The sequence below is a fragment of the Nitratireductor arenosus genome, assembly GCF_009742725.1.
GTDB lineage: Bacteria > Pseudomonadota > Alphaproteobacteria > Rhizobiales > Rhizobiaceae > Mangrovimarina > Mangrovimarina arenosa.
In genome coordinates, this window is the sequence record NZ_WPHG01000008.1 from 29567 (window position 1) to 52834 (window position 23268).

At 66.6% G+C, this 23268-nt stretch carries 20 protein-coding genes and 1 tRNA gene; 9 read left to right on the forward strand and 12 right to left on the reverse strand.

Annotation, left to right across the window (positions count from 1 at the left end; genetic code table 11):
- Window positions 1–2448, forward strand: coding sequence for an amidase (locus GN330_RS23890; RefSeq protein WP_156715415.1), 2448 nt, complete (start codon window positions 1–3; stop codon window positions 2446–2448).
- Between the two features lie 145 nt (window positions 2449–2593).
- Entirely contained in the window at window positions 2594–4231 is a 1638-nt protein-coding gene (locus tag GN330_RS21415) for an AMP-binding protein (RefSeq protein WP_246188817.1), read from the forward strand.
- Between the two features lie 138 nt (window positions 4232–4369).
- Here the strand turns inward: GN330_RS21415 and GN330_RS21420 are convergent, their stop codons facing one another.
- The 3 genes from GN330_RS21420 to GN330_RS21430 all read right to left on the reverse strand — a co-directional run bounded on the left by GN330_RS21420 (window position 4370) and on the right by GN330_RS21430 (window position 5383).
- Entirely contained in the window at window positions 4370–4900 is a 531-nt protein-coding gene (locus GN330_RS21420) for an HD domain-containing protein (protein WP_156715417.1), read from the reverse strand.
- A gap of 126 nt (window positions 4901–5026) precedes the next feature.
- Window positions 5027–5224: a hypothetical protein gene (locus GN330_RS21425; protein ID WP_156715418.1), complete on the reverse strand. Its 198-nt coding sequence runs from the start codon at window positions 5222–5224 to the stop codon at window positions 5027–5029.
- Window positions 5225–5306: 82 nt separating this feature from the next.
- A tRNA-Pro gene (locus GN330_RS21430) sits at window positions 5307–5383 on the reverse strand.
- Between the two features lie 208 nt (window positions 5384–5591).
- Here GN330_RS21430 and GN330_RS21435 point away from each other — a divergent pair.
- Window positions 5592–7109 (forward strand): phosphomannomutase/phosphoglucomutase, encoded by a 1518-nt coding sequence (locus tag GN330_RS21435; RefSeq protein WP_156715419.1) that lies wholly within the window; start codon window positions 5592–5594, stop codon window positions 7107–7109.
- A gap of 24 nt (window positions 7110–7133) precedes the next feature.
- On the forward strand, window positions 7134–9386 hold the full coding sequence (locus GN330_RS21440) for an AGE family epimerase/isomerase (RefSeq protein ID WP_156715420.1): 2253 nt from the start codon (window positions 7134–7136) through the stop codon (window positions 9384–9386).
- Window positions 9387–9432: 46 nt separating this feature from the next.
- On the opposite strand, the gene betB is transcribed toward GN330_RS21440, so the two are convergent.
- From betB to betI, 5 genes are all read right to left on the reverse strand, one after another.
- On the reverse strand, window positions 9433–10896 hold the full coding sequence (gene betB, locus GN330_RS21445; RefSeq protein ID WP_156715421.1) for a betaine-aldehyde dehydrogenase: 1464 nt from the start codon (window positions 10894–10896) through the stop codon (window positions 9433–9435).
- Between the two features lie 144 nt (window positions 10897–11040).
- Window positions 11041–12693: a choline dehydrogenase gene (gene betA, locus GN330_RS21450; protein WP_156715422.1), complete on the reverse strand. Its 1653-nt coding sequence runs from the start codon at window positions 12691–12693 to the stop codon at window positions 11041–11043.
- Between the two features lie 50 nt (window positions 12694–12743).
- Window positions 12744–13721 carry a pyridoxal-phosphate dependent enzyme gene (locus GN330_RS21455; protein WP_156715423.1) on the reverse strand — a complete coding sequence of 326 codons (978 nt, stop codon included), beginning with the start codon at window positions 13719–13721 and terminating at the stop codon, window positions 12744–12746.
- Entirely contained in the window at window positions 13721–15247 is a 1527-nt protein-coding gene (betC, locus tag GN330_RS21460; RefSeq protein ID WP_156715425.1) for a choline-sulfatase, read from the reverse strand. The genes GN330_RS21455 and betC overlap by 1 nt, the downstream gene beginning before the upstream one ends.
- Complete coding sequence (gene betI / locus GN330_RS21465) at window positions 15244–15837, reverse strand: transcriptional regulator BetI (protein ID WP_156715427.1); 594 nt, start codon at window positions 15835–15837, stop codon at window positions 15244–15246. Before betI ends, betC begins: the two co-directional genes overlap by 4 nt.
- A 172-nt stretch (window positions 15838–16009) precedes the next feature.
- Here betI and GN330_RS21470 point away from each other — a divergent pair, with 172 nt between their 5' ends.
- The 4 genes from GN330_RS21470 to GN330_RS21485 all read left to right on the forward strand — a co-directional run bounded on the left by GN330_RS21470 (window position 16010) and on the right by GN330_RS21485 (window position 19359).
- Window positions 16010–17176, forward strand: coding sequence for an acetyl-CoA acetyltransferase (locus tag GN330_RS21470; RefSeq protein ID WP_156715429.1), 1167 nt, complete (start codon window positions 16010–16012; stop codon window positions 17174–17176).
- Window positions 17173–17919, forward strand: a complete 747-nt coding sequence (locus tag GN330_RS21475; RefSeq protein WP_156715431.1) for an SDR family NAD(P)-dependent oxidoreductase — start codon at window positions 17173–17175, stop codon at window positions 17917–17919. The genes GN330_RS21470 and GN330_RS21475 overlap by 4 nt, the downstream gene beginning before the upstream one ends.
- Before the next feature lie 42 nt (window positions 17920–17961).
- Window positions 17962–18417 carry a hypothetical protein gene (locus GN330_RS21480; RefSeq protein ID WP_156715433.1) on the forward strand — a complete coding sequence of 152 codons (456 nt, stop codon included), beginning with the start codon at window positions 17962–17964 and terminating at the stop codon, window positions 18415–18417.
- Window positions 18418–18582: 165 nt separating this feature from the next.
- Window positions 18583–19359, forward strand: coding sequence for a type III pantothenate kinase (locus GN330_RS21485; protein ID WP_156715435.1), 777 nt, complete (start codon window positions 18583–18585; stop codon window positions 19357–19359).
- Here the strand turns inward: GN330_RS21485 and GN330_RS21490 are convergent.
- Window positions 19329–20075 carry a DUF3750 domain-containing protein gene (locus GN330_RS21490; RefSeq protein ID WP_156715437.1) on the reverse strand — a complete coding sequence of 249 codons (747 nt, stop codon included), beginning with the start codon at window positions 20073–20075 and terminating at the stop codon, window positions 19329–19331. The genes GN330_RS21485 and GN330_RS21490 overlap by 31 nt on opposite strands.
- A 77-nt stretch (window positions 20076–20152) precedes the next feature.
- On the opposite strand from GN330_RS21490, the gene GN330_RS21495 reads away from it, so the two are divergent.
- The gene (locus GN330_RS21495; protein WP_156715439.1) at window positions 20153–21157 is read left to right on the forward strand and encodes an asparaginase; all 1005 of its coding nucleotides are present in this window, start codon (window positions 20153–20155) and stop codon (window positions 21155–21157) included.
- A 32-nt stretch (window positions 21158–21189) separates the two neighbouring features.
- Here the strand turns inward: GN330_RS21495 and GN330_RS21500 are convergent, their stop codons facing one another.
- The 3 genes from GN330_RS21500 to GN330_RS21510 form a co-directional block, all read right to left on the reverse strand.
- Window positions 21190–22560, reverse strand: coding sequence for a TIGR03808 family TAT-translocated repetitive protein (locus GN330_RS21500; protein WP_156715441.1), 1371 nt, complete (start codon window positions 22558–22560; stop codon window positions 21190–21192).
- Window positions 22561–22659: 99 nt separating this feature from the next.
- A complete protein-coding gene (locus tag GN330_RS21505) occupies window positions 22660–23040 on the reverse strand; it encodes a type II toxin-antitoxin system death-on-curing family toxin (RefSeq protein WP_156715443.1) in 381 nt (126 codons plus the stop codon).
- Window positions 23037–23267 carry an AbrB/MazE/SpoVT family DNA-binding domain-containing protein gene (locus GN330_RS21510; protein WP_156715445.1) on the reverse strand — a complete coding sequence of 77 codons (231 nt, stop codon included), beginning with the start codon at window positions 23265–23267 and terminating at the stop codon, window positions 23037–23039. Before GN330_RS21510 ends, GN330_RS21505 begins: the two co-directional genes overlap by 4 nt.
- Between the last annotated feature and the right edge of the window lies 1 nt (window position 23268).

Sequence of the window (23268 nt, forward strand, 5' to 3'; positions counted from 1 at the left end):
ATGGCGGACGCGTCCGAAGCTCTTTCGGTCAGGGCGCTGGCTGCCGGATACGGCCGCATTCCGGTCCTGCACGGCATCGATCTTGCGGTCGGCGAGGGCGAGATCGTCGGCATTCTCGGCCATAACGGCATGGGCAAATCGACGCTTTTGAAGGCGGTGATGGGGTTCTTGCCGGCGAGCGGCGGTTCGATCAGCCTGGCCGGCACAGATATCACGACCCTGCCGCCGCACGAACGCGCCCGGCTCGGCCTGGGCTACGTGCCGCAGGGCCGGGGAATCTTTCCCCAGCTCAGCGTGCGCGACAATCTCCGGCTGGCCTGGCGCGACGACGGCGAGGCGGGCGAGACCGAGGCGCTTGCCGGGGTGCTGCGCGACTTTCCGCGCATCGAGCGCCTGCTCGACAGGCCGGGCGGCTCGCTGTCGGGAGGCGAGCAGCAATTGCTGGCGCTCGCCCGCTGCCTGATCGCCGATCCCTGGCTTGTCCTGCTCGACGAGCCGACGGAAGGCATTCAGCCCTCGATCATCGAGGAGATCGAGGAGACGCTGGCCAGGCTGCGCGCCGAACGGGGCCTGACCATCCTCCTGGTCGAGCAGAATTTCGATTTCATCTCCGCCCTGTCCGACCGCGTGCTGGTGCTGGAGCGCGGCGCCATCAAGGCCGAGATCGACGCGCGGGCCCTCGCCGATCCGCGCCGGGTGGAAGCCTTTCTTGGCTTCGGCGCCGCGCGCCGCACCCGCCCAGGCAGCGCTCCCCCGGCCGGGGCGGTCGACGCGCCGCGCCCGCCGGCGGCGGCTGCCGCGCGCGTTTTCGACGCGCCGCTGCGCCACGCCGTGCCGGCCCCGGCCCTGCCGCGGGTGCCGGGCGGCACCCGTGCGCCCGCATTGTCCATCCCCAACCCCGTCCCGGCGAGGGACCCGGCGAAAGCACAAGCCATGACCGTGAAACGACCCAGCCTCGACCAGATGCGCGCCATGCGCGACACGCTCGGCTTCTCGATGGCCGACGACGAGCTCGCCCGCTATCTCGCCGTCATGGAGCCCTATCTGCAGGGCTACGACCGGCTGAGCGCCGCGCCCGACTTCCTGCCGCAGGTGAACTATCCGCGCGCGCCCGGCTACCGTCCCGACCCGGCCGACAACCCCCTCAACGCCTGGTACTACAAGACCGAGATCCGCGGCGCGCCGACCGGCCCGCTGGCCGGCAAGCGCATCGTGGTCAAGGACACGGTGTGCGTGGCCGGCGTTCCGATGATGAACGGCTCGGCGGTCATGGAAGGCTACGTGCCGGAGATCGATGCCACCATCGTCACGCGCATGCTCGACGCCGGCGCGATCATCGTCGGCAAGTCGACCTGCGAAAATCTGTGCCTGTCGGGAGGCAGCCACACCAGCGCCACCGGCCCGGTGCACAATCCCTACAAGCGCGGCTACATGGCCGGCGGCTCCTCGAGCGGCTCGGCGGTGCTGGTCGCCACCGGCGAGGTCGACATGGCGATCGCCGGCGACCAGGGCGGCTCGATCCGCATCCCGTCGAGCAATTGCGGCACTTACGGCATGAAGCCGACGCACGGCCTGGTGCCCTATTCGGGCGTGATGGGGGTGGAGCAGACCATCGACCATGTCGGCCCGGTGACCGCCAACGTCGCCGACAACGCGCTGCTGCTGGAGGTGCTGGCCGGCGAGGACGGGCTCGATCCGCGCCAGTACAAACCCACGCTCGAGCGCTACACGGACGCCGTCGGGCGCGGTTGCCGGGGCTTGCGCATCGGCGTCCTGGCGGAGGGGTTCGCGCGGCCCGAAAGCGAGCCCGACGTCGACCTGAAGGTCAGGGCGGCGGCCGACGCCTTCAAGGGACTGGGTGCCGAGGTCGAGGAGATTTCCGTGCCCGAACATCTAGCCGCGCCCGACTACTGGACGGCGATCACCGTCGAGGGGCTTCAGGATTTCATGATGCACGGCAACTGCGCCGGCACCAATTATCGCGGCCTGTTCCTGCCGTCCATGGTCGACCATTTCGCCACCTGGCGCGGCCGTGCCGACGAACTGTCTGCCAGCCTCAAGGTCTGCATGTTCCTCGGCGAATATTTCCAGACGCGCTATCGCGGCCGCTTCTACGGCAAGGCGCAGAACCTGATGCGCCGGCTGGCGATGCGTTACGACGCCGTGTTCGCCAAATACGACCTGGTGCTGATGCCGACCCTGCCGATGAAGGCGCAGCCGATCCCGCCCGCCGACGCGCCGCTGGACCTTTACGTGCAGCGCGCCTTCGAGATGGTCGGCAACACCGCGCCTTTCAACGCCTCCGGCTATCCGGCCATGAACGTGCCGTGCGCGATGAGCGAGGGACTGCCGGTCGGCATGATGCTGGTCGCGCGCAATTACGGCGAAAGCACCATCTACCGCGCGGCCTCCGCCTTCGAAAGCCTCGGCGACTGGCGCGCCATGTGAAGGGGAGCGTGCGATGACCATCTTGTCGGAATCTCTGGCCGGCAGGCTTTCGCAAAGCCTGTGGGACGCCAACGACGCCACCGAACCGGCGCCGGCGCAGATCGCGCCGCGCGACGGCAAGTCCTACGTTTCGGGCGAACGCACCATGCCGCTGCGCCATGTCACCATTCCGGCGATGTTCGCCGACACGGTGTCGCGGTTCGGACCGCGCGAGGCGGCTGTGTTTCGCCAGTTCGACAAGCGCTACACCTATTACGACCTCGACCGGGCGGTGGACGCGTTCGCCGCCGGCCTGCTCAGCCTCGGGCTGGAGCGCGGCGACCGCATCGGCATCTGGTCGCCCAACCGGCCGGAATGGCTGATCACCCAGTTCGCCACCGCCAGGATCGGACTGGTGATGGTCAACATCAATCCCGCCTACCGGCTCTCCGAGCTCGAATACGCGCTCAACAAGGTCGGCTGCAAGGCGCTGGTAACCGCCGCCGCGTTCAAATCGTCGGACTATCTCGGCATGATCCGCACGCTGGCGCCGGAAATCGACACATGCGCGGCGGGCCGGCTCGCCGCGGCAAAGCTGCCGGCGCTGAAGATCGTGATCCGCATGGGCGCTGAAAAAACGCCCGGCATGTTCAACTTCGACGCGGTGTCGAGCCTCGCCGGGCCGGCGCAGATGATGCGCCTCGACGCGATCAGCCGCGCGCTCGATCCCGACGATCCGATCAACATCCAGTTCACCAGCGGCACCACCGGCGCGCCGAAGGGCGCGACGCTGACGCATTACAACATCGTCAACAACGCCGCCTTCACCGTGCGCGCGATGGGGTTCGGCGAGGCCGACCGGCTGTGCATTCCCGTGCCGCTCTATCATTGTTTCGGCATGGTGCTGGGCACGCTGGGCTGCGTGACGGCGGGCGCGGCGATGGTGTTTGCCGGCGAGGCCTTCGAGGCCGGCGCGACGCTGGAGGCGATCGTCGCCGAGCGCTGCACGGCCGTATACGGCGTGCCGACCATGTTCGTTGCCATGCTCGACCATCCCGATTTTTCCCGCCGCGACTATTCGAGCCTGCGCACCGGCATGATGGCCGGCGCGCCCTGTCCGATCGAAGTCATGCGCCGCGTGGTCAAGGACATGCACATGCCCGAGGTGACGATCGGCTACGGCATGACGGAAACCAGCCCGATCTCCTTCCAGAGCGGCCCCGACGATGCGCTCGACGACCGTGTGTCGACGGTCGGCCGCATCCACCCGCATGTCGAGGTCAAGATTGTCGACGAGGCCGGCCGCACGGTGGCCGTCGGCGCGCAGGGCGAATTGTGCACCCGCGGCTATTCGGTGATGCGCGGGTACTGGAACGACGAGGCGCGCACCCGCGAGGCGGTCGATCCGGGTGGCTGGATGCATACCGGCGATCTCGCCGCGCTCGACGGGCGCGGCTATTGCCGCATCGTCGGCCGGGTCAAGGACATGGTGATCCGCGGCGGCGAGAACCTCTATCCGCGGGAGATCGAGGAGTTTTTATACAGCCACCCCAAGGTGGCCGAGGTGCAGGTGTTCGGCGTGCCGGACCCGACCTATGGCGAGGAACTGGCCGCGTGGATCGTGCTGCAGCCGGGCGAGCAGGCCAGCGAGGACGAAATCCGCGACCATTGCCGCGGCCAGATCGCCCACTACAAGATCCCCAAATATGTGCGCTTCAAGTCCGAACTGCCGATGACGGTGACCGGCAAACCGCAGAAATTCCTCATGCGCAAGGCGATGGTCGAGGAATTGGGGCTGGAATGATCGGGAATGCGCGAGGTCGACCGAACCGCCGCGGGCGGCAGGCCGTCGTCATGATCGATCGATTCATTGATATTTTTGGAAATCCGGTCGGAGTAGCAGGATTTGAATCCGCGGCCTGCGGACTTAGACTCCCCCGCTCTATCCAGCTGAGTTACGAGCGCCTGGTTCGTCATTGTCCTCTAACTGTAAAGCGGCACGCTCCAAAAGGCTCTTGTCGCCTTCTTGAAGCACATTCAACAGCGCGGCCTTTTCACGCCTGTAGACCCTCCAGAAATCCGGATCGCGCGCCTTGATCGATGCCGTGTTGTCGATCAGGTCTGCGAGCTTGATCGTCTTGGCTTCTGGTGGAGCCTTGGCGATGTGGTCGCGGTCCATCGCCTTGCGCTTTGCACGATTGCCGTCCTCCGGCTTCGAAACATCGGTCAGCCAACCGACAAGCTCGGCAACCTTCGCGCCAAATTGGGCCTCGATTTCTTCGATTGTGACAAGGGTGTCCTCGACGACATCATGCAACAGGGCGGCTGCGATCATCTCGGGTGTATGCGGCACTGATTTTACGATTTCGGCTACCGCTATCGGATGAACGATGTAAGGCTCCCCGGTGTATTTTCGTTGCTGTCCAACCGCCGCATGGGCCGTGGTCGCAAACACAAGCGCTTTCTCATACATGGTCCTTGTCTTTCACCGGCTAAAACGCTGCAATCTTCCCGCATTTGGGACACTGCACGATCTTCCCCCTCTTGCACCGGCCGGTCCAGCTCCAAGAGGCGCCTTCGACAGGAGCGAGGGGTTTGGTCATGCGGTTGGTCCTGATGGGCCACCGACGTTGGCTTTTTCACCGCCGGCGTCCCACGAATCCCAATCCTGTTGAGAAATCATATCGATCGGTGTTTTTCCCGTGTTGCCAAACACAGCAGCGGCGCGGTGCTTCGCATCATCTACAGCGGCGACAAGAGTGCCCCGGCTGTCTACTTTGACGAAATAATGCGTCATCGTCTGTCTCCATCTGTGGAGGGCAGAACGCGGCAAGAAGGCGGGGATTCGGGGGGGGCTGTGCGCGTTTTTGTGCGCCGTCTGGTCGGAGTGGCAGGATTTGAACCTGCGACCCCCTCGTCCCGAACGAGGTGCGCTACCAGGCTGCGCTACACTCCGCAAAACCAGACCGGCGGTCTATAACGTTCGTGCCGCGATCCTGCAAGCATGAAACGGTAGCGAATTCGCGCTTGTTCGATGGCGGGCCGGGCGGGCTGAAAACCGTGCCCTGTCGCCGCCGGTCCGGCCCCGGCGACGATTTAAGCCGACGGTAAGCGATCGCTGCTAGGTTGGCGCCATCACCAGTGACCGGAGCCACGCCATCGCCATGCAAAAACCGCTCGCCGACGCGACGCCGAACAGCTTTGCCTTCGAAACCAGAGCTTTGGTCAAGCCGACCGGGTTTCGCGAATACGACGCACGCTGGTGGTTCGGTCATCCCGGGTCCGACAAGGCGCCGGAGATCAATCTGATCGGCGTTCAAGCGCTCGGCATGGGGTTGGGAACGCTGATCAGGCGGCTTGGCGCCGGACCCGATATCGTCGTCGGCCACGATTTCCGATCCTATTCGATGGCGATCAAGCTGGCGCTGGTGTCGGGGCTGCAGGCCGCCGGCGCGCGGGTCAGGGATATCGGCCTGGCGCTGTCGCCGATGGCCTATTTCGCCCAGTTCGCGCTCGACGCGCCCTCGGTCGCCATGGTGACGGCCTCGCACAACGAAAACGGCTGGACCGGCGTCAAGATGGGCGCAGCCCGGCCCTTGACCTTCGGTCCCGACGAGATGGACGCGCTGAAAAAGATCGTACTCGACGCCGATTTCGACCTGTCCGGCGGCGGCGCTTACGAATTCGTGCCGGATTTTCGCCAGCGTTATGTCGACGATCTGGTTTCGGGCGTGAAAATCGCTCGTAAACTGAAAGTGGTGGCGGCCTGCGGCAACGGCACCGCCGGCGCCTTTGCGCCGGAAGTCCTGAGGCGCATCGGCTGCGAGGTGGTCGAGCTCGACTGCGAACTCGACCACAGCTTTCCGCGCTATAACCCCAATCCCGAAGACATGAAAATGCTGCATGCGATTCGCGACGAGGTGCTGCGCAGCGGCGCGGATGTCGGTTTCGGCTTCGACGGCGACGGCGACCGCTGCGGTGTGGTCGACGACGAGGGCGGCGAGATCTTCGCCGACAAGGTCGGCGTGATGCTTGCCCGCGACATATCCGGCGAACATGCCGGCTCGCGCTTCGTCGTCGACGTGAAGTCGACCGGGCTTTTTCTGACGGACCCGGTGTTAATGGCCAACGGCGCGCGGACCGATTACTGGAAGACCGGCCATTCCCACATCAAGCGCCGGGTCAAGGAACTGGACGCGATCGCGGGTTTCGAGAAATCCGGCCATTTCTTCTTCAACCCGCCGATCGGGCGCGGTTACGACGACGGGCTGGTGACGGCGATCGCGGTCTGCCACATGCTCGACCGCAACCCGCAAAAGTCGATGGCCGAGCTTTACCGCGACCTGCCGCACACGTTCGGCTCGCCGACCATGTCGCCGCATTGCGCCGACGAGGAAAAATACGCCGTGGTCGACAAGGTGGTGGCCGGGCTCGAGGCGCTGCGCGACAGCGGCGCCACATTCGCCGGCCAGCCGATCGCCGACATGGTGACGGTCAACGGCGTGCGGATCACCAATCAGGACGGCACCTGGGGCCTGATCCGCGCTTCGTCGAACAAACCCGAACTCGTGGTTGTGGTGGAAAGCCCCGTGTCGGAAGAACGCAAGCGGGACATGTTCGCCGCGCTCGACGCCGTGCTGCGCGCCTACCCGCAGGTTGGCGCCTACAACCAGACCCTGTGACGACGCGACCGGGCCGGAGACGCCATGACTGAGAAAATCGTCAGCTTCGTCATGAGTGGCGGCGTCGGCTCCCGGCTGTGGCCGCTGTCGCGCGAGGACAATCCCAAGCAGTTCCACGACCTGTCGGGCGCCGGTTCGATGCTGGCCCAGACCCTGCGCCGGCTGAAGGCGGGAGGCGACGGCGGCTGGCCGGTCTACCTGATCGGCTCCGAACGCCACGCCGAGCGGCTGCGCGCCGATCTTGCCGGCATGGATCTTTCGGGAGGAAGGCCGATCTTCGAGCCGGTCGGACGCAACACCGCCGCCGCCGTCGCCGTCGCTGCGCTGCAGACTCTTGCCGAGCACGGCGACGCGCTGGTTCTGGTGGTGCCGTCGGATCACGCCATCAGCACGGACAGCCAGTTCTGGGCCACGGTCGCCGCCGGGGCCAAACCGGCGCGCGACGGGCGTCTGGTGGTGTTCGGCATCAGGCCCGGCCAGCCTGAGACCGGCTACGGCTATATCGAAGCGGCGGGCGAGGAGGGCGACCAGGTCCGCGACGTGCTGCGCTTCGTCGAAAAACCCGATCTGCAAACGGCCGAGACCTATCTGGCGGCCGGCAATTTCTTCTGGAACACCGGCATCTTCCTGTTCCGGGCGAGCGCGATGCGCGACGCCTTCCTGAAATACGAGCCGGATATCTGGGCAGGCGCGGAACGCGCGTTTGTCGCGGCGTCAAGCGATTTGTCGGGTCTCTATCTGCCGCTCGACCTCTACGAGCATGTTCCCGCGATCTCGGTCGACTACGCGATCATGGAGCGGGCCGAGCGCATCGCCATGGTGCCGGCCGGCTTCCGCTGGAACGATCTCGGCTCGTGGCAGTCGCTGCTCGACGTCGGCGCCTCCGACGAGAACGGCAATGTGGTGATCGGCGATGTCGTCGCCTTCGACACCACGCATTCCTATCTGCGCAGCGAGGGCCGGCTGTTGTCGGTGATCGGCATGCGCGACGTTGCGATCGTGGCGACCCAGGACGCGACCTTCGTCGCGCCGGTGGCCCAGAGCCAGAACGTCAAGAAGATCGTCGAGCGGCTGGAACAGAGCGGCCGGCTGGAGACCCGCTTCACCCCCAGCAGCGACCGCGTGCTTGTCGTCGGGGCGCACCGCCGGCGGGTGTGTCACTGGCTGTTCGAGGAAACCCTGCCCCTGTGGGCGACGGCCGGCGTCGACGAGGTCGGCGGCGGGTTCCACGAGGCGCTCGACTTCGCCGGCCGCCCGCTCGGCAAGCCCAAGCGCATGCGCACCATGGCGCGCCAGATCTACGCCTTCGCCGTCGCCAAGGCGCGCGGCTGGGACGGGCCGGCCGACAGGATCATCGCGCATGGCATCGATTTCATCGCCGCCAGGGGGCGCAGCGAAAACGGCGGCTGGGTGCGCGCGATCGGCGTCGACGGCGCGGTGGTCGATCCGGTCGAAGACGCCTACGATCACGCCTGCGTGCTGCTTGCGCTCGCGCACGCCCATCTGTCGGGCAACGAGGCCGCGCGCGCGCTCGGCGCGGAGACATTCGCCTTCATCGACGCCCATCTCGAGGACGAGCGCCTGACCGGGTTTCTGGAGTTTCCCGGCGGCAACGGCCTGCGCCGGTCGAACCCGCATATGCATCTCTTGGAGGCGTTCCTGGCCTGGTACGACGTGACCGGCGAGCGCGTCCATTTGCGCCGCGCCTCGCGCATCATCGACCTGTTCCGCAGCCGGTTCTTCGATCCCGACAGCTGGACGGTCGGCGAGTTTTTCGACGACGATTTCACCCCGGCCGCGGGCAAAAAGGGGCAGTGGACAGAGCCGGGCCACCATTTCGAATGGGCCTCGCTGCTGGTCGATTTCGCCGACAAGACCGGGCAGAGCGATCTGGTCGGCATCGCCCGCAAGCTCTACGCCTCGGCGGTCGCCAACGGGCTGAACCGGGCGACCGGGCTTGCCTATGCCGCCGTGTCGCGGTCGGGCATGCCGCTCGACCAGCTGTCGCGCTCATGGCCGCAAGCCGAGGCGATCAAGGCGGCGATGGCGCTCGACGGGGCCGGCGGCCCGGACCTGAAGCCGGAAATCGAGGCGCGTGTCGGACGGCTGTTCCGCTGGCATATCGATCCCGCGCCGACTGGCCTGTGGATCGACCGGGTCGACGAAAAAGGACGCTCGGTGGCGCGCGAAGTGCCCGCCAGCATCTTTTACCATCTGGTGTTCGCGCTGACGCGCTATCTCGACAAGACGGACGGGGCGAACGACGGGGCCGGGTAGGCCGCGCGCCGGTTCCGCTCTTCGGGCAAGGCGTGTCGCCGCGACCTCAATACGGGCTGTCGACGTCGCCGGTCTCCACATAGACCGTCTTGATCTGCGAATAATGGCCGAGCGCGGCGAGCGAGTTCTCCCGTCCGATGCCCGACTGCTTGACGCCGCCGAACGGGATCTCGGCCGGCGACAGATTGTAGTGGTTGATCCAGCACGTGCCGGCCTGCAGGTCGGCGATGACGCGGTGGGCGCGGGCCAGGTCGCGGGTGAACACGCCGGCCGACAGGCCAAATTCGGTGTCGTTGGAGCGCGCGATCGCCTCGGCTTCCTCGCTGAACGACAGCACGCTCATCACCGGCCCGAAAATCTCCTCGCGGGCGATGCGCATGTCGTCCCCGACCTCGGTGAAGACGGTCGGCTCGACGAAAAAGCCACCTTCGAAGCCCTGGAGATGCGGCACGCCGCCACCGCAAGCGAGTGTCGCGCCCTCTGCCTTGCCGATCTCGATATAGCCGCACACCTTGTCGTGCTGGGCCTTGTTGATCAGCGGTCCCATCTGCGTTTCGGGATCGAGCGGGTCGCCGATGCGGATCTTCTTGGTCCGCTCGATCAGCCGCGCGAGGAACCGCTCGCGAATGCCGTCCTGGACGAAGACGCGCGTGCCGTTGGAGCAGACCTGGCCGGTGGAGTAGAAATTGGCGAGCATGGCGCCGCCGACGGCGTTTTCGAGATCGGCGTCGTCGAAGACGATCAGCGGCGACTTGCCGCCGAGCTCCATCGTGGCGTGTTTCATCTGCGAACCGGCGAGCGAAAGCACCTTGCGGCCGGTCGGCACCGAGCCAGTGAGCGACACCTTGGCCACCACCGGATGGCTGGCGAGCGCGGCGCCGACATCGCCAAAACCCTGGACGACGTTGAACAACCCGTCCGGAAGCCCGGCCTGGGTGAAGATTTCGGCCAGGACCAGCGCCGAAAGCGGGGTGTTTTCGGACGGCTTGAACACCATCGCGTTGCCCATGGCGAGCGCCGGGCCGGCCTTCCAGCCCGCGCCCTGGATCGGATAATTCCAGGCGCCGATGCCCACGCACACGCCGAGCGGCTCGCGGCGCGTATAGGCGAAGGGACCGCCGAGATCGACATAGTCGCCATTATAGGCGGCAACCGCGCCGCCGAAGAATTCGAGCGCGTCGGCGGCCGAGGCCGGGTCGGCGACCAGCGTTTCCTGGATCGCCTTGCCGGTGTCGAACGTCTCCAGTCGGGCGATCTCGTCATTGCGTTCGCGCAGCAGGTCAGCCGCGCGGCGCAGCACCCGCCCGCGTTCGGTCGGGCTCATCCGTGCCCAAGCCCCCTGTGCGGCGCGCGCGGCCTCGATGGCAAGCTCGACGATATTGTCGGTGGCCGCGTGCAGCCGGGCGATCACCTCGCCGGTGGCGGGGTAGAAGACGTCCATTGTCTGACCGCCCTCGTCCTCGACATAGCTGCCGTTGATATAGTGCGACGCCTTGGGTTGGGTTTTCATGGTTTGCTCCTTTTGGCGGGGCATGCGTTGCCCCTCCCTTATCGTCTTCGGGCCTCCTGCGCGAGGGGGGGCAAACAGACGCCCCGGGCGCTCCGACCTAACGGGACGGGATGGCGCGGCGGGCCATGTCGGGTCGCCGGCCGATCACCTGTCGGAGTCGCGCCAACGCGGATTGATCCACGGTTCCTGGTTCGAGGGGGACAGGGGCGCGCGCGCCAGAATGTGGTCGGCCGCCTTTTCGCCGGTCATGATCGACGGACCGTTGAGATTGCCGTTGGTGATGCGCGGGAAGATCGAGGAATCTGCGACGCGCAGCCCCGCTACGCCAATCACCCGGCAGTCGGGATCGACCACGCTCATCGGGTCGTCGGCGCGCCCCATGCGGCAGGTGCCACAGGGGTGATAGGCGCTTTCGACATGCTCGCGGATGAAGTCGTCGAGTTCGGCGTCGCTTTTGACGTGGCTGCCCGGCGCGATCTCGTCGCCGCGAAATTCGTCGAAGGCGGGCTGCGAAAAAATCTCGCGGGTCAGCCGGATGCAGTGGCGGAAATCGACCCAGTCCTGATCGTGCGCCATATAGTTGAAACGGATGACGGGCTTTGCGCGCGGGTCGGCCGAGCGCAGGGTGACGGTGCCGCGCGAGGCCGAGCGCATCGGTCCGACATGAGCCTGAAAACCGTGCGCCGGCACCGCCGCCTTGCCGTCGTAGCGGATCGCCGCCGGCAGGAAATGATACTGGATATCGGGATAGTCGACGCCGGCGCGCGAGCGCACGAAGGCGGCCGCCTCGAAATGGTTGGTCGCCCCGAGGCCCGATTTGAACAGCAGCCAGCGCGCGCCGATCAGCGCCTTGGAAACGGGATTGAGCACCGAATAGAGCGTGACCGGCTTCAGCGATTTCTGCTGGATATAGAGTTCGAGATGGTCCTGCAGATTGGCGCCGACGCCGGGCCGGTCGGCGATGATATCGATGCCGTGCTCGGCGAGATGGGCCGCAGGGCCGATGCCCGACAGCATCAAGAGCTTGGGCGAATTGATCGACGAGGCGCAGAGCACGACCTCGCGCTTTGCCTTAATTTGTTGAATCGCTCCGCGAAGTTCGACCTCGACGCCGGTGGCGCCTTGATTCTCGATGATCACTTTGCGCGCGAAGCCGTTGACGAGACTCACGTTCTTGCGCTTCAGCGCCGGCCGCAAATAGGCATTGGCCGTCGACCAGCGCCGACCGCGATGGATGGTCTGCTCCATCGCACCGAAGCCTTCCTGCTTGGCGCCGTTATAGTCCTGGGTGAGTTCGAAACCGGCCTGGCTGCCGGCCTCGATGAAGGCCGCGTAGAGCGGGTTCTTGCGTTCGCCGCGGCGCACATGCAAGGGACCGTCCGTGCCGCGCCAGCCCGTTTCGCCGCCATGCGAATTTTCCATGCGCTTGAAGTAGGGCAGCACGTCGGCGAAGCTCCAGCCGGTCGCGCCGGTCTCGGCCCAATGGTCGAAGTCGCGGGCGTGGCCGCGCACATAGACCATGCCGTTGATCGACGACGAGCCGCCGAGCACCTTGCCGCGAGGCGTGGCCAGAACGCGCCCGCCCAGATGCGGTTCCGGCTCGCTGGCATAACCCCAGTCGTAAAGGCTCATGTTCATCGGAAAGGACAGGGCCGACGGCATCTGAATGAGCGGGCCGATATCGGTGCCGCCATATTCGATGACGATCACCGAGTGGCGTCCGTCCTCAGACAGCCGGTAGGCGAGTGCCGCGCCGGCCGAACCGGACCCGACGATCACGTAATCGGCTTCAAGCATTGGCGCTGATACTCCCGCTGCAAGGTTGGGGCGACAGGCGATGCCGGCTCTCACGCATCGCCGACATGCCGGGTGAAATCGGCGAGCGCGACATTGCCGCCGGTGGCGATGACGAGCACCGTCTTGCCGGACACGGCAATGGCCGCCGCCCCGGACGGTTCCAGCACCAGCTTCAGCCGTTCGAAGGCGATGCGCATGGCGCGCCGCACGGACGCGTCGGCAACGGCCACGCCGGTGACGCCGGCCGCCGCCACGGCGGCGAAGGGGGCCGCGCCCGGTGCGCGCGCCATCAGCCCGTCGCAGATCGTTGCCGCACCGGCCGGACGCGGCTCGATCGCGCCCTCGGCGAGCGAGCGGCCCATGCCGTCGAAGCCCTGCGGCTCGACGGCGAAGAGTTTCGTGTCCGGCGAGAGATGACGAAAGGCGAGCGCCACCCCGCCGATCAGCCCGCCGCCGCCGACCGGGCACAGCACCATGTCGGCGCGTGCGTTCCTGTCAGCAAGCTGTTCGAGCGCCTCCAGTCCGGCGCCCGCCTGTCCGGCGACGATTTCGGGGTCGTCGAAAGGATGAAGCAGCACCAGATTTTCTTCCGCGGCGATGGCGGCGGCCCGTTCGGCGGCGACCTCCTCGCGCGGCCGCGCGCCGTGCTCGCTCAGGATCACGCGCGCGCCATAACCCGCCGTCGCATCGCGTTTGGCGGCCGGTGCGTCGACCGGCATGACGATGGTCACGGGAATGCCGAGCGCCTGTCCGGCGGCCGAGAGGCCCTGCGCGAAATTGCCGGAGGAATAGGCGACCACGCCGCGCCGCGCCTCGTCGGGGGCGAGCCGTGTCAGCCGCCAATAGGCGCCACGCACCTTGAAGGAGCCCGCCCATTGCAGCGATTCCGGCTTGACGAAGACGCGTGCGGCGCCGCTTTCCTTGGCCAGAAAGGCCGATTCCAGCAATGGCGTCACCTGCGTCGCCTGCCGGGTGAGCGCGTAGGCGCGACGAAGATGATCGAGATCGGGGATTTGCGGGGCCGTCATCATTCGCCTCTTGGAAAGCGTTTTTGGTCTTCCAGCACGTTCAGGTCCATGTGGTTGCGCATGTAGCGCTCGGAGGCCTGGCGCAGCGGCTGGAAGTCCCACGGGTAATAGGCGCCGTTGCGCAGCGCCGGATAGACCACCCAGCGCCGGGCCTGGCTTTCGCGCACCGCCGCGTCGAAGCCCGCCATGTCCCAGCGCGCGCGCACCATGTCCATGAAGCGCCCGACCATCTCGGCATGATCGGGACGTTCGGCGAGATTGACGGTTTCGAGCGGATCTGCGTCGAGCTCGAAGAGCTGCGGCGGGTCGAGCTCGCAATGGACGAATTTGAAGCGGCCCTCACGGATCGCGACCAGCGGCGCGTGGGAGCCCTCTGCGGCATATTCCATCAGCACGGGCGTGGTGCGCGTCCCGCCGGCAAGAAGCGGCGCCAGCGACTGGCCGTCGGTCCATTTCGCGATGGCGTTCATGTCGGCGCCGGCGAGGTCGCACAGGCTGGGCAGGATGTCGAGATTGGAGACCGGAGCCGCGATGAGCCCAGCTTCGATGCCTGGGCCGGCAATCATCAAGGGCACGCGCGCCGACCCCTCGAAGAACGACATCTTGAACCACAGTCCGCGCTCGCCGAGCATGTCGCCGTGGTCGGAGCAGAACACGATCACGGTGTCGTCGAGCATGCGCGTGCGCGCAAGCGCGTCGATCAGTTCGCCGACCTTGTCGTCGAGGTAGGAAATATTGGCGAAATAGCCGCGCCGTGCGCGGCGTACATGGTCGGGCCGGATGTCGAAGGCGGCGTAGTCGCTGGCGTGGTAGAGCCGCCTTGAATGCGGGTCCTGATCTTCTTCGGCGATGCGGGCGACCGTCGGCTCCAGGGCCGGGCAATCTTCGTAAAGATCCCAGTAGCGCCGGCGCGCGACATAGGGATCGTGCGGATGGGTGAAGGAGACGGTCAGGCACCAGGGACGCCGATCTTCGTCCTGGGAGGCGCGGGCATGGTCGTAAAGCCGTTGCACGGCGTGGAAGCAGACCTCGTCGTCATATTCCATCTGGTTGGAAATCTCGGCCACGCCCGCGCCGGTGACCGAGCCCAGATTGTGATACCACCAGTCGATGCGCTCGCCGGGTTTGCGGTAGTCCGGCGTCCAGCCGAAATCGGCGGGATAGATGTCGGTCGTCAGCCGTTCCTCGAAGCCGTGAAGCTGGTCCGGACCGACGAAATGCATCTTGCCCGACAGGCAGGTGTGATAGCCGGCGGCGCGCAGATGGTGGGCGTAGGTGGGGATCGAGGAGGCGAATTCGGCGGCGTTGTCGTAGACCCCGGTGCGCGACGGCAATTGCCCGCTCATGAAGGCGGCCCGGCCGGGCGCGCACAGCGGCGAGGCGGTGTAGGTGTTGCGAAAACGGGCCGAGCGCGCGGCCAACGCCTTGAGATGCGGGGCATGCAGGAAGTCGGCCGGACCGTCGGGAAACAACGTCCCGTTGAGCTGGTCGACCATGATGATCAAAATGTTGGGGCGCGCCGTCATGATGTCCTCGCTTCCGCCGCGAGCATGGTTTCGACATAGTCCTCTACGAGCGCGACCGCGCTCCTGGGGTCGGGCGGGCCGTCCTTCAGTGCACGGCGGATGTAAAGCCCGTCGATCAGCGCGGCGATGCCTTCGGCGACCCGCTCCGCGCGCGGCGCGGGCATCAAAGGCCGCAGGCCGCTCATCAGGTTGGAATGAAGCCGGCGGGCATAGACCCTCAATAGCCGCCGCATGGAGGGCGAGCGCTGCGCCTCGACGTAAAATGCCAGCCAGGCGGCGATGGTCTCAGGCCGGAACTGGGTCGGCGAAAAACTGATTGCCACCATCGCCGACACCCGTGCCCGCGGCAGGGTCGCGGCCCGTAGCGCGTCGCATCCGTCTCGGCCGAGCTCCGACAGGAGGTGGCGCATGGTGGCTTCGAGGAGATCGTCCTTGGCACCGAAATAATGATGGGCAAGCGCAGAGGAAACGCCGGCGATGCCGGCGATTTCCGACATGGTCACGTCGAGCGAGCCGCGCGCACCGATCGCCGCAATCGCGGCCTCGATCAGCGCCTTGCGCCGTAGCGGCTCCATTCCGACTTTCGGCATCGGGGTCTCCCTGACCGCGTTTATATTTTTAATTGACTGGTCAATCAATAAAAAATCCGCGTGGGAGTGCGTAGCGGACTTTACTGCGTTGCAAAATACGTTCAGACTTGAACAATCAATTGCCGCGCACGGCATTTCCGTTACACTGCTCGGTTACCGGATGGAGGCTCGCATGACCGCATCGATCGTCGGATGGGCGCACTCGCCCTTTGGCAAACTGGAAGACGAAACGCTGGAGGGTCTGATCACCAAGGTGGCGGCCGAGGCGATCGAGCATGCCGGTATCGGCCCCGGGGATGTCGACGAGATCGTGCTCGGCCATTTCAACGCCGGCTTTTCCCCGCAGGATTTCACCGCCAGCCTGGTGCTTCAGGCCGACGACCGGCTGCGTTTCAAGCCGGCGACCCGGGTCGAGAACGCCTGTGCGACCGGCTCGGCCGCCGTGCGTCAGGGCCTGCGCGCCATCGACGCCAAGGCGGCGCGCATCGTTCTGGTGGTCGGTGCCGAGCAGATGACCAAGACGCCCGGCCCGGAGATCGGCAAGAACCTCTTGAAGGCCTCCTACCTGCCCGAGGACGGCGACACGCCGGCCGGTTTCGCCGGCGTGTTCGGCAAGATCGCCAGCGCCTATTTCCAGCGCTATGGCGACCAGTCCGACGCGCTCGCCATGATCGCGGCCAAGAACCACAAGAACGGCGTCGACAATCCCTATGCGCAGATGCGCAAGGATTTCGGCTACGAGTTCTGCCGCACCGAGAGCGAGAAGAACCCGTATGTGGCCGGACCGCTGAAGCGGACCGACTGCTCGCTGGTCTCGGACGGCGCGGCCGCGATCGTGCTCGCCGAGACCCAGACCGCGCTGTCGATGCGCCGGGCGGTCGCCTTCCGCGCCAACGAGCACGTGCAGGATTTTCTGCCGATGTCGAAACGCGACATCCTCGCCTTCGAGGGCTGCAAGGAAGGCTGGAGCCGGGCGCTGGCCAGGTCCCGGCTGACGCTCGACGATTTGTCCTTTGTGGAAACGCATGACTGCTTCACCATCGCCGAGTTGATTGAATATGAGGCGATGGGGCTCGCCAAGCCGGGCGAGGGCGCGCGGATCGCGCTCGACGGCGTGACCGCCAAGAACGGCCGGCTGCCGGTCAATCCGTCCGGCGGATTGAAGGCCAAGGGGCATCCGATCGGCGCGACCGGCGTGTCGATGCACGCGCTGACCGCCATGCAGCTTACCGGCGAGGCCGGCGGCATCCAGGTTCCAAACGCCCGCATCGGCGGCATCTTCAACATGGGCGGCGCAGCGGTCGCCAATTACGTGTCGATCCTCGAACGGATCAAATGAGGCACGCGGCGGTCGTCACCGGCGGCGCCTCCGGCATCGGCCTGGCGGTTGCCGGGCGGTTGCTGGAGGACGGCTGGCCGGTCGCGGTCGTCGACGCCAGCCGCGACGCGCTCGCCGATGCCGAGGACGCGCTCGCCGACGAGGGCGCGCTGTTCCTGGAGGCCGACATCACCGACGAGGACGAGGTCCAGGGTGCCTTCGACGCCGTCGTCGAGCGCCTCGGTCCGATCGGCGGTCTGGTCAATTCGGCCGGCATCGCCCGCGACATCCCGGCGCTGGAGACGAGCGCGGAACTGATGCGCCACATTCTCGACGTCAATCTCGTCGGTTCCTTCATTTGTTCCAAGGCGGCGGTCGAGCGCCGCTCCGAGACGCTGGCGATCGTCAATATCGCCTCGGTGTCGGGCCTGCGCGCCAATGCGGGCCGGGTGGCCTACGGCGCGTCGAAAGCCGGAGTGAAGATGATGTCGGAGGTCATGGCGGTCGAACTCGGCGGCCAGGGAATCCGCGTCAACTGCGTCGCGCCGGGCCCGATCGACACGCCAATGGTCGCGCGGCTGCACGAGGACCGCCAGCGCGCCGGCTGGCTGGCGCATGTGCCGGAAGGCCGCTACGGCGAGGCCGACGAGGTGGCCGCCGCAATCGCCTTCCTGCTTTCGCCCGAGGCAAGCTACATCACCGGCCAGACGCTCGCCGTGGATGGCGGATTTCTCGCCGCTGGACTGTTGCCATTGCAAGGCTGATTTCTGCCAATCGGGCCTGTGTCATCAACGGAGATCATCGATATGAAAAGTCTGGCCACGGCCTTCTTGATCGGCTTCGCCGCGATCGGAACCGCAAACGCCGCCGAGGACGAGGCCGTAGCGCTCGCCCAGGCGTTCTGCGGCCTGGCCGAGCTCGACCAGGGCATGGGACGGATGTATCTCCTGTCGTCCGGTCTGACCGAAAAGGTAACCGCCGCTCTGGTCGCCGGCGGGCAGGGCGAAACCGCGTTCGGCGCGGGCGTGCCCTGGGCGAGCGGCGCCGCCGCCGCGAACATCTGTACCGCAGGGGCGGTCGCTACCGAGGGCGGCGTCACGCTCGTCGACGTCATGTATGGCCAAGGCGATGCCGGCTGGACGGACCAACTCGTGCTGGTTGCGGGCGAGGGCGGCGCGCTTGTCGTCGACGACATTCGCTACGGCAAGCCCGGCGAAGCCGCGACGCTCGGCGAAGCCGCATCGGCTCTCCTGACCGATTAGGCCGAAATCCCAGCAACGCGACACTATTTTCGGAAAAGATCATGCTTTAACAGAATGACGGGCCATGGCGTCGGGTCGATCAGATGACGCCGTGGTCCCGATCAGATGTCCGGGCGCCGTTTGAGGGGAAAGCGGCGCCGGACGGCGAGGCGAGGGAACGACCATATGCTGCTTGCGATCGAGCAGGGCAACACCAACAGCCTGTTTGCCGTGCATGACGGCGAAACCTGGATCGCCCAATGGCGTTCTGCCACCGAACCCAACCGGACCGCGGACGAATACGCTGTCTGGCTGCACCAATTGCTGTCGATGAGCGGGCTTGATCTGGGCCTGCTCGACGCCTGCATCATCTCCAGCGTGGTGCCGCAATCGATCTTCAACCTGCGCAATCTGTCGCGCCGCTATCTGGGCGCCGAGCCGCTGGTGATCGGCGAGAACGCCGAGCTCGGCATTCCGATCCGCGTCGCCAAGCCGGCCGAGGTCGGCGCCGACCGGGTGGTCAACGCGCTCGGCGCCCACATTGCCTATCCCGGGCCGCTGATCGTGGTCGACAGCGGCACGGCGACGACTATCGACGTGGTGGCGGCCGATGGCGGCTTCGAGGGCGGCGCGATCGCGCCCGGCATTCACCTGTCGGTCGAAGCGCTGCACTCGGCCGCCGCCAAACTGCCGCGGGTCGCGCTGAAGAAACCGCAACGCGTGATCGGCAACGACACTGTCAGCGCCATGCAGTCGGGCGTGTTCTGGGGCTATATCGGCCTGATCGAGGGCATGATCGCGCGCATCCAGGCCGAGCGCGGCGAGCACATGACGGTGGTTGCGACCGGCGGTATCGCGGCGCTGTTTTACGACGCCACCGCCGCCATTCACCATTTCGATCCCGACGTCACCATTCGCGGGCTTCTGGAAATCTATCGGCGCAACAATTCCAGCCGGCCATAGGCCGGGATCTTCAGGGCCGGCCGCGCGATATCGACGCCCGCGACCAGGCCGAAGAGATGGATCTCGAAACCGTAGCGCCGCCCGACCGCCAGCCCGGCGAACCCGCCGAGCGTGACATGCAGGTTGCGACGGTCCGGCGACAGGCTGACCGAGGCGAGGCCTGGCGCGTAGTCGCGCCCGACCGCGTTGGCGGGAAGCGCGACGTCGAGCCGCGGCACCTGGCGCAGCACATGGGCCACGAAGCTGTTGGAGTTCGGCCCCGGCCAGATCCGGTAGTCGCAGCGGCCGGCGAAGGGATAGGCCGCGATCGCCGCCTCCACGACCGGCAGCAGGGATGCCGCCGCCTCGCCGGAGATCGCCTGCACGATCCGCGGCGGGTTCGAATACCAGTAGCCGTCGGCCACGAAACCGTTGCGGCGCACGGGCAGCCCCCAGCCGACCTTGTCGTAGCGGTCGTAGTGTCGCTGGCCCGGCCTTTTCAGCACGATCCAGCTATGGGCCGAGAACGCGCCCTTGAAACCGCCGGTGCGCGCGGCGAGCACGTAGATCGCGGCGTCGCTGCTTTCCGGGGCCGGCAGGAGGCCGCTGCTGCTCCAGTCCGCCGAACGCCAGGAGGCAGGCCGGTCGACGAGCGACCACCACAAGGCGGTCACAACCGTCGGCAGGGCGAACAGCATCACAACGCTCAAAACAACCGGCCTGAGGAATGCGCCCATGGATTTTCCTTTGCCTTGGCGAGTGTGAAAGCATAGGTCGATAGGGACAAGCAGGGCAGTGAATTTCCGGTGAGGCGATGACAAATCCCGTTCTGGTCGAAGTGATGCGCGGTGCGCTGGTGGAAAGCCGTCACCGCGGGGCGGTGGCGGTGATCGATGCCGACGGGCGCACGATGTTCGAGATCGGCGATGTCGACCGGCCGGTTTTTCCGCGATCGGCGATCAAGGCGATCCAGGCCCTGCCGCTGGTCGAAAGCGGCGCCGCCGACGCCTGCGGTTTCGACGACCGCGATCTGGCGCTGGCCTGTGCCTCCCATTCAGGCGAGGCCGCGCATGCCGAGCGCGCGGCGGCGATGCTGGCCAGGGCCGGCCTCGATGAGGACGCGCTCGAATGCGGCAGCCATTGGCCGCTCGGCGAACAGGCCACGCTCGACCTCGCCCGCGCCGGCCAGACGCCGAGCGCGCTGCACAACAATTGCTCGGGCAAACATGCCGGCTTCCTGTGCGTTTGCTGCCACGGCGGCACCGCGCACCGCGGCTATTCGGGCTACGACCATCCCATGCAGCGGGAGTTGCGGGCGGTGATGGAGCAGGTCACCGGCGCCGTGCACGACCGCGACAATGCCGCCGTCGACGGCTGTTCGATCCCCACCCACGCCGTGCCGCTGCGCGCGCTGGCGTTTGGCTTTGCGCGCATGGCGACCGGCGCGGGACTGGCGCCGCGGCGTGCTGAGGCCGCAAAGCGGCTGCTCGGCGCCTGCATGGCCGAGCCGTTTTTCATGTCGGGCAGCGCGCGGATCGACGAAAGGCTGATGGCGGCCGCGGCGGGCCGGATTTTTTGCAAGACCGGCGCCGAAGGGGTCTATTGCGCCGCCATTCCCGAGCTCGGCCTCGGCGTCGCGTTGAAATGCGACGACGGCGCGACCCGCGCCTCCGAAACCATGCTGGCCGCGATGCTGGCGAAACTGCTTGCCGCCGGCGACCCGCTGGCGACCACCTTGCGCGATATGGCCCGCCCGCCGGTCGTCAGCCGACGCGGCATCAGGGTCGGCGAAATCCGGGCGACCGAGGGGCTCGCCTGAGGCTGCCGCGCCGGCGCCGGAGTGGCGCGACGTCAGCTCGCGTGATTGCGCTCGACGGTGAGGTGGGCAAAGCCGGCATTGCCGACCCGCGCCATATCCTTGGTCACGGCCTCGGCCCAGCGATGGCCGCGGATGGCGCCGTTGCGCGCACCGGAGATGATATTGTCGGAAATCACCGCCGCGCCCGCGCCCTCGACCACGGAGACAGCGATGCCGGTGCCGGCGTCGCGGATGACATTGCCGCTCGCCGTGACGTTGCGCAGATAAGGTCCCCAGCCGAGATGGAGGCCGAACAGCGGCGCGTTTTCCACCACGTTGCCGGTGACGGCGGTGTCGGCCTCGGCGGTGATGCCGACCCCGAACCCGGGTGAATCGGCCGGGTAGGGGCCGGTCTGCGACAGGTTGCGCACCAGATTGGCAGCGCAGACGGCCAGACGACCGCCCTCGTTGAAATTGACGATCGAGATGCCGTTGGCCGCGCCGTCGACGATATTCGACGAAATCGCCGCGCCCTCGAAGGCGAATTCGGAGTAGATCGCGGTTTCGCCGGAACGCTGGCAGCTATTGCCGGTGATCTGGATGTTGTTGCCGCCATTGGCCCGGATCGCGGAAAAGGCGCAGTCGGCGACCCGGTTGCCGGAAACCATGACGCCGCCCGCGCGATAGACATTGATGCCGTTGCCGAACGGCCCGGTGCCGCCATTGCGCGCCGCGATGCGCTCGACGCGGTTGCCCGACACGATGGTGGCGTCCTCGCCCGCCTGCCAGCGATACACCAGAATGCCGCCATTGCCGCAATCGGCGACGGTGTTGCCGGTAATGGCGAGGCCGCCGGCCTGGACGCTGTAGATCCCGGCGTCGGCGGCGCCCGAGATCTGGCTGCGCTCGATGCGGCCGGCGACGTTTTCCAGCGCCAGCGCGTGTTTGCCGCTGCCCAGAATGCTGCAATTGTCGATGAGGAGATGGCGCGCGCCGCGCACCGTCACGAGGCCGTCGACATGATCGCCCAGCCAGCGATTGGCACCGTCGATCAGCAGACCGGAGATTTCCAGATGTTCGGCCGCCTCGGCCAGGAACAGATGGCCGTTGCCGCCGTAAAGGATGCGCGAGGCGCCCGGAACGCCGGTCAGGCGCAGCTTGCGCGGCAGGATCAGGTTGGAAACCACGTAGTCGCCCGGCGGCAGATAGACCGGCGCGTCGCGCTCGGCCGCCTTGTCGAGCACCCGGGCGAAGGCCTCGCTCTGGTCGTCGTAAAGCCCGGGCTGTACGCCGAGTTCGCTCGCGTCGAGCGTGCCGCGGATCGAGGCCGTCTCAATACCGGACAGGGCGGCGCCCTGCGCGGCGCCGGCGGCGAGCCCGCCGGCACCGGCCAGCCCGGCCAGGAACGCGCGTCTGTTCAGCATTGGCACAGCTCCGAGATTCGTCACTGTCGCGGAGCAAGTGCCATGCCAGCCCGGTGCGGCGCGGGCGCTGGCGGTGCCTGGTGGTGACAGGTGGACGCTTCAGGCTTGTTCGGTGTGGTCGCGCAAGAACGCAGCGGCGCCAGCCTCGTCGATCTCGCCGGCGGCAACCATAAGGACAAATTGGATCAGACTGGCGTCGTCGGTCTCCAGGCTCCAGCCATTGAAGACGAGGAAAAGGTCGGTCGCGGCCAGCGCCGTTCGTCTATTTCCGTCCACAAACGGACGGTTCTTCACAATGCCGAAGAGGTACGCTGCTGCCAGGTCGAATATGTCCGGTTCGCCATAGATTGCCTTCTGGGGCGGTCTCGCCAAAGCGGATTCGAGCATTCCGACATCGCGAATGCCTGGCGCTCCGCCGTGCAAGCGAAGCTGTTCAGCATGCATGGCCTCAACGAACTCCCGCGTATGGAATTCCGTCATTTCGCAAGCGCGCGGTACGTGACCTCGTATTTTCGCATGCGTTCACGCGCGATCTTCATCTTGCGCTCGAACTCGTCGGCCGAATCCTCGACGCGTCGCATGCGTAGCTCGTCCCCTTCCTTGAAGACGACAACACTATCCCCAGCCTTGAGATTGAGGCTTTTCAACAGTTCTTTCGGCAGGATCACGCCTTCGGAATTGCCGATCTTGCGGATGACGGTGTTCATG

Excerpts from the sequence above, each read along its gene's own strand:
- GN330_RS21500 (WP_156715441.1), bottom strand. The coding sequence starts at position 22,560 with ATGCTGAACAGACGCGCGTTCCTGGCCGGGCTGGCCGGTGCCGGCGGG.
- GN330_RS21425 (WP_156715418.1), bottom strand. The coding sequence starts at position 5,224 with ATGACGCATTATTTCGTCAAAGTAGACAGCCGGGGCACTCTTGTCGCC.
- GN330_RS21415 (WP_246188817.1), top strand. The coding sequence starts at position 2,594 with ATGCCGCTGCGCCATGTCACCATTCCGGCGATGTTCGCCGACACGGTG.
- GN330_RS21480 (WP_156715433.1), top strand. The coding sequence starts at position 17,962 with ATGAAAAGTCTGGCCACGGCCTTCTTGATCGGCTTCGCCGCGATCGGA.
- GN330_RS21455 (WP_156715423.1), bottom strand. The coding sequence starts at position 13,721 with ATGACGGCCCCGCAAATCCCCGATCTCGATCATCTTCGTCGCGCCTAC.
- GN330_RS21475 (WP_156715431.1), top strand. The coding sequence starts at position 17,173 with ATGAGGCACGCGGCGGTCGTCACCGGCGGCGCCTCCGGCATCGGCCTG.
- GN330_RS21490 (WP_156715437.1), bottom strand. The coding sequence starts at position 20,075 with ATGGGCGCATTCCTCAGGCCGGTTGTTTTGAGCGTTGTGATGCTGTTC.
- GN330_RS21510 (WP_156715445.1), bottom strand. The coding sequence starts at position 23,267 with ATGAACACCGTCATCCGCAAGATCGGCAATTCCGAAGGCGTGATCCTG.
- GN330_RS23890 (WP_156715415.1), top strand. The coding sequence starts at position 1 with ATGGCGGACGCGTCCGAAGCTCTTTCGGTCAGGGCGCTGGCTGCCGGA.
- GN330_RS21505 (WP_156715443.1), bottom strand. The coding sequence starts at position 23,040 with ATGACGGAATTCCATACGCGGGAGTTCGTTGAGGCCATGCATGCTGAA.
- betI (WP_156715427.1), bottom strand. The coding sequence starts at position 15,837 with ATGCCGAAAGTCGGAATGGAGCCGCTACGGCGCAAGGCGCTGATCGAG.
- betC (WP_156715425.1), bottom strand. The coding sequence starts at position 15,247 with ATGACGGCGCGCCCCAACATTTTGATCATCATGGTCGACCAGCTCAAC.
- GN330_RS21470 (WP_156715429.1), top strand. The coding sequence starts at position 16,010 with ATGACCGCATCGATCGTCGGATGGGCGCACTCGCCCTTTGGCAAACTG.
- betA (WP_156715422.1), bottom strand. The coding sequence starts at position 12,693 with ATGCTTGAAGCCGATTACGTGATCGTCGGGTCCGGTTCGGCCGGCGCG.
- GN330_RS21440 (WP_156715420.1), top strand. The coding sequence starts at position 7,134 with ATGACTGAGAAAATCGTCAGCTTCGTCATGAGTGGCGGCGTCGGCTCC.
- GN330_RS21420 (WP_156715417.1), bottom strand. The coding sequence starts at position 4,900 with ATGTATGAGAAAGCGCTTGTGTTTGCGACCACGGCCCATGCGGCGGTT.
- GN330_RS21485 (WP_156715435.1), top strand. The coding sequence starts at position 18,583 with ATGCTGCTTGCGATCGAGCAGGGCAACACCAACAGCCTGTTTGCCGTG.
- betB (WP_156715421.1), bottom strand. The coding sequence starts at position 10,896 with ATGAAAACCCAACCCAAGGCGTCGCACTATATCAACGGCAGCTATGTC.
- GN330_RS21495 (WP_156715439.1), top strand. The coding sequence starts at position 20,153 with ATGACAAATCCCGTTCTGGTCGAAGTGATGCGCGGTGCGCTGGTGGAA.
- GN330_RS21435 (WP_156715419.1), top strand. The coding sequence starts at position 5,592 with ATGCAAAAACCGCTCGCCGACGCGACGCCGAACAGCTTTGCCTTCGAA.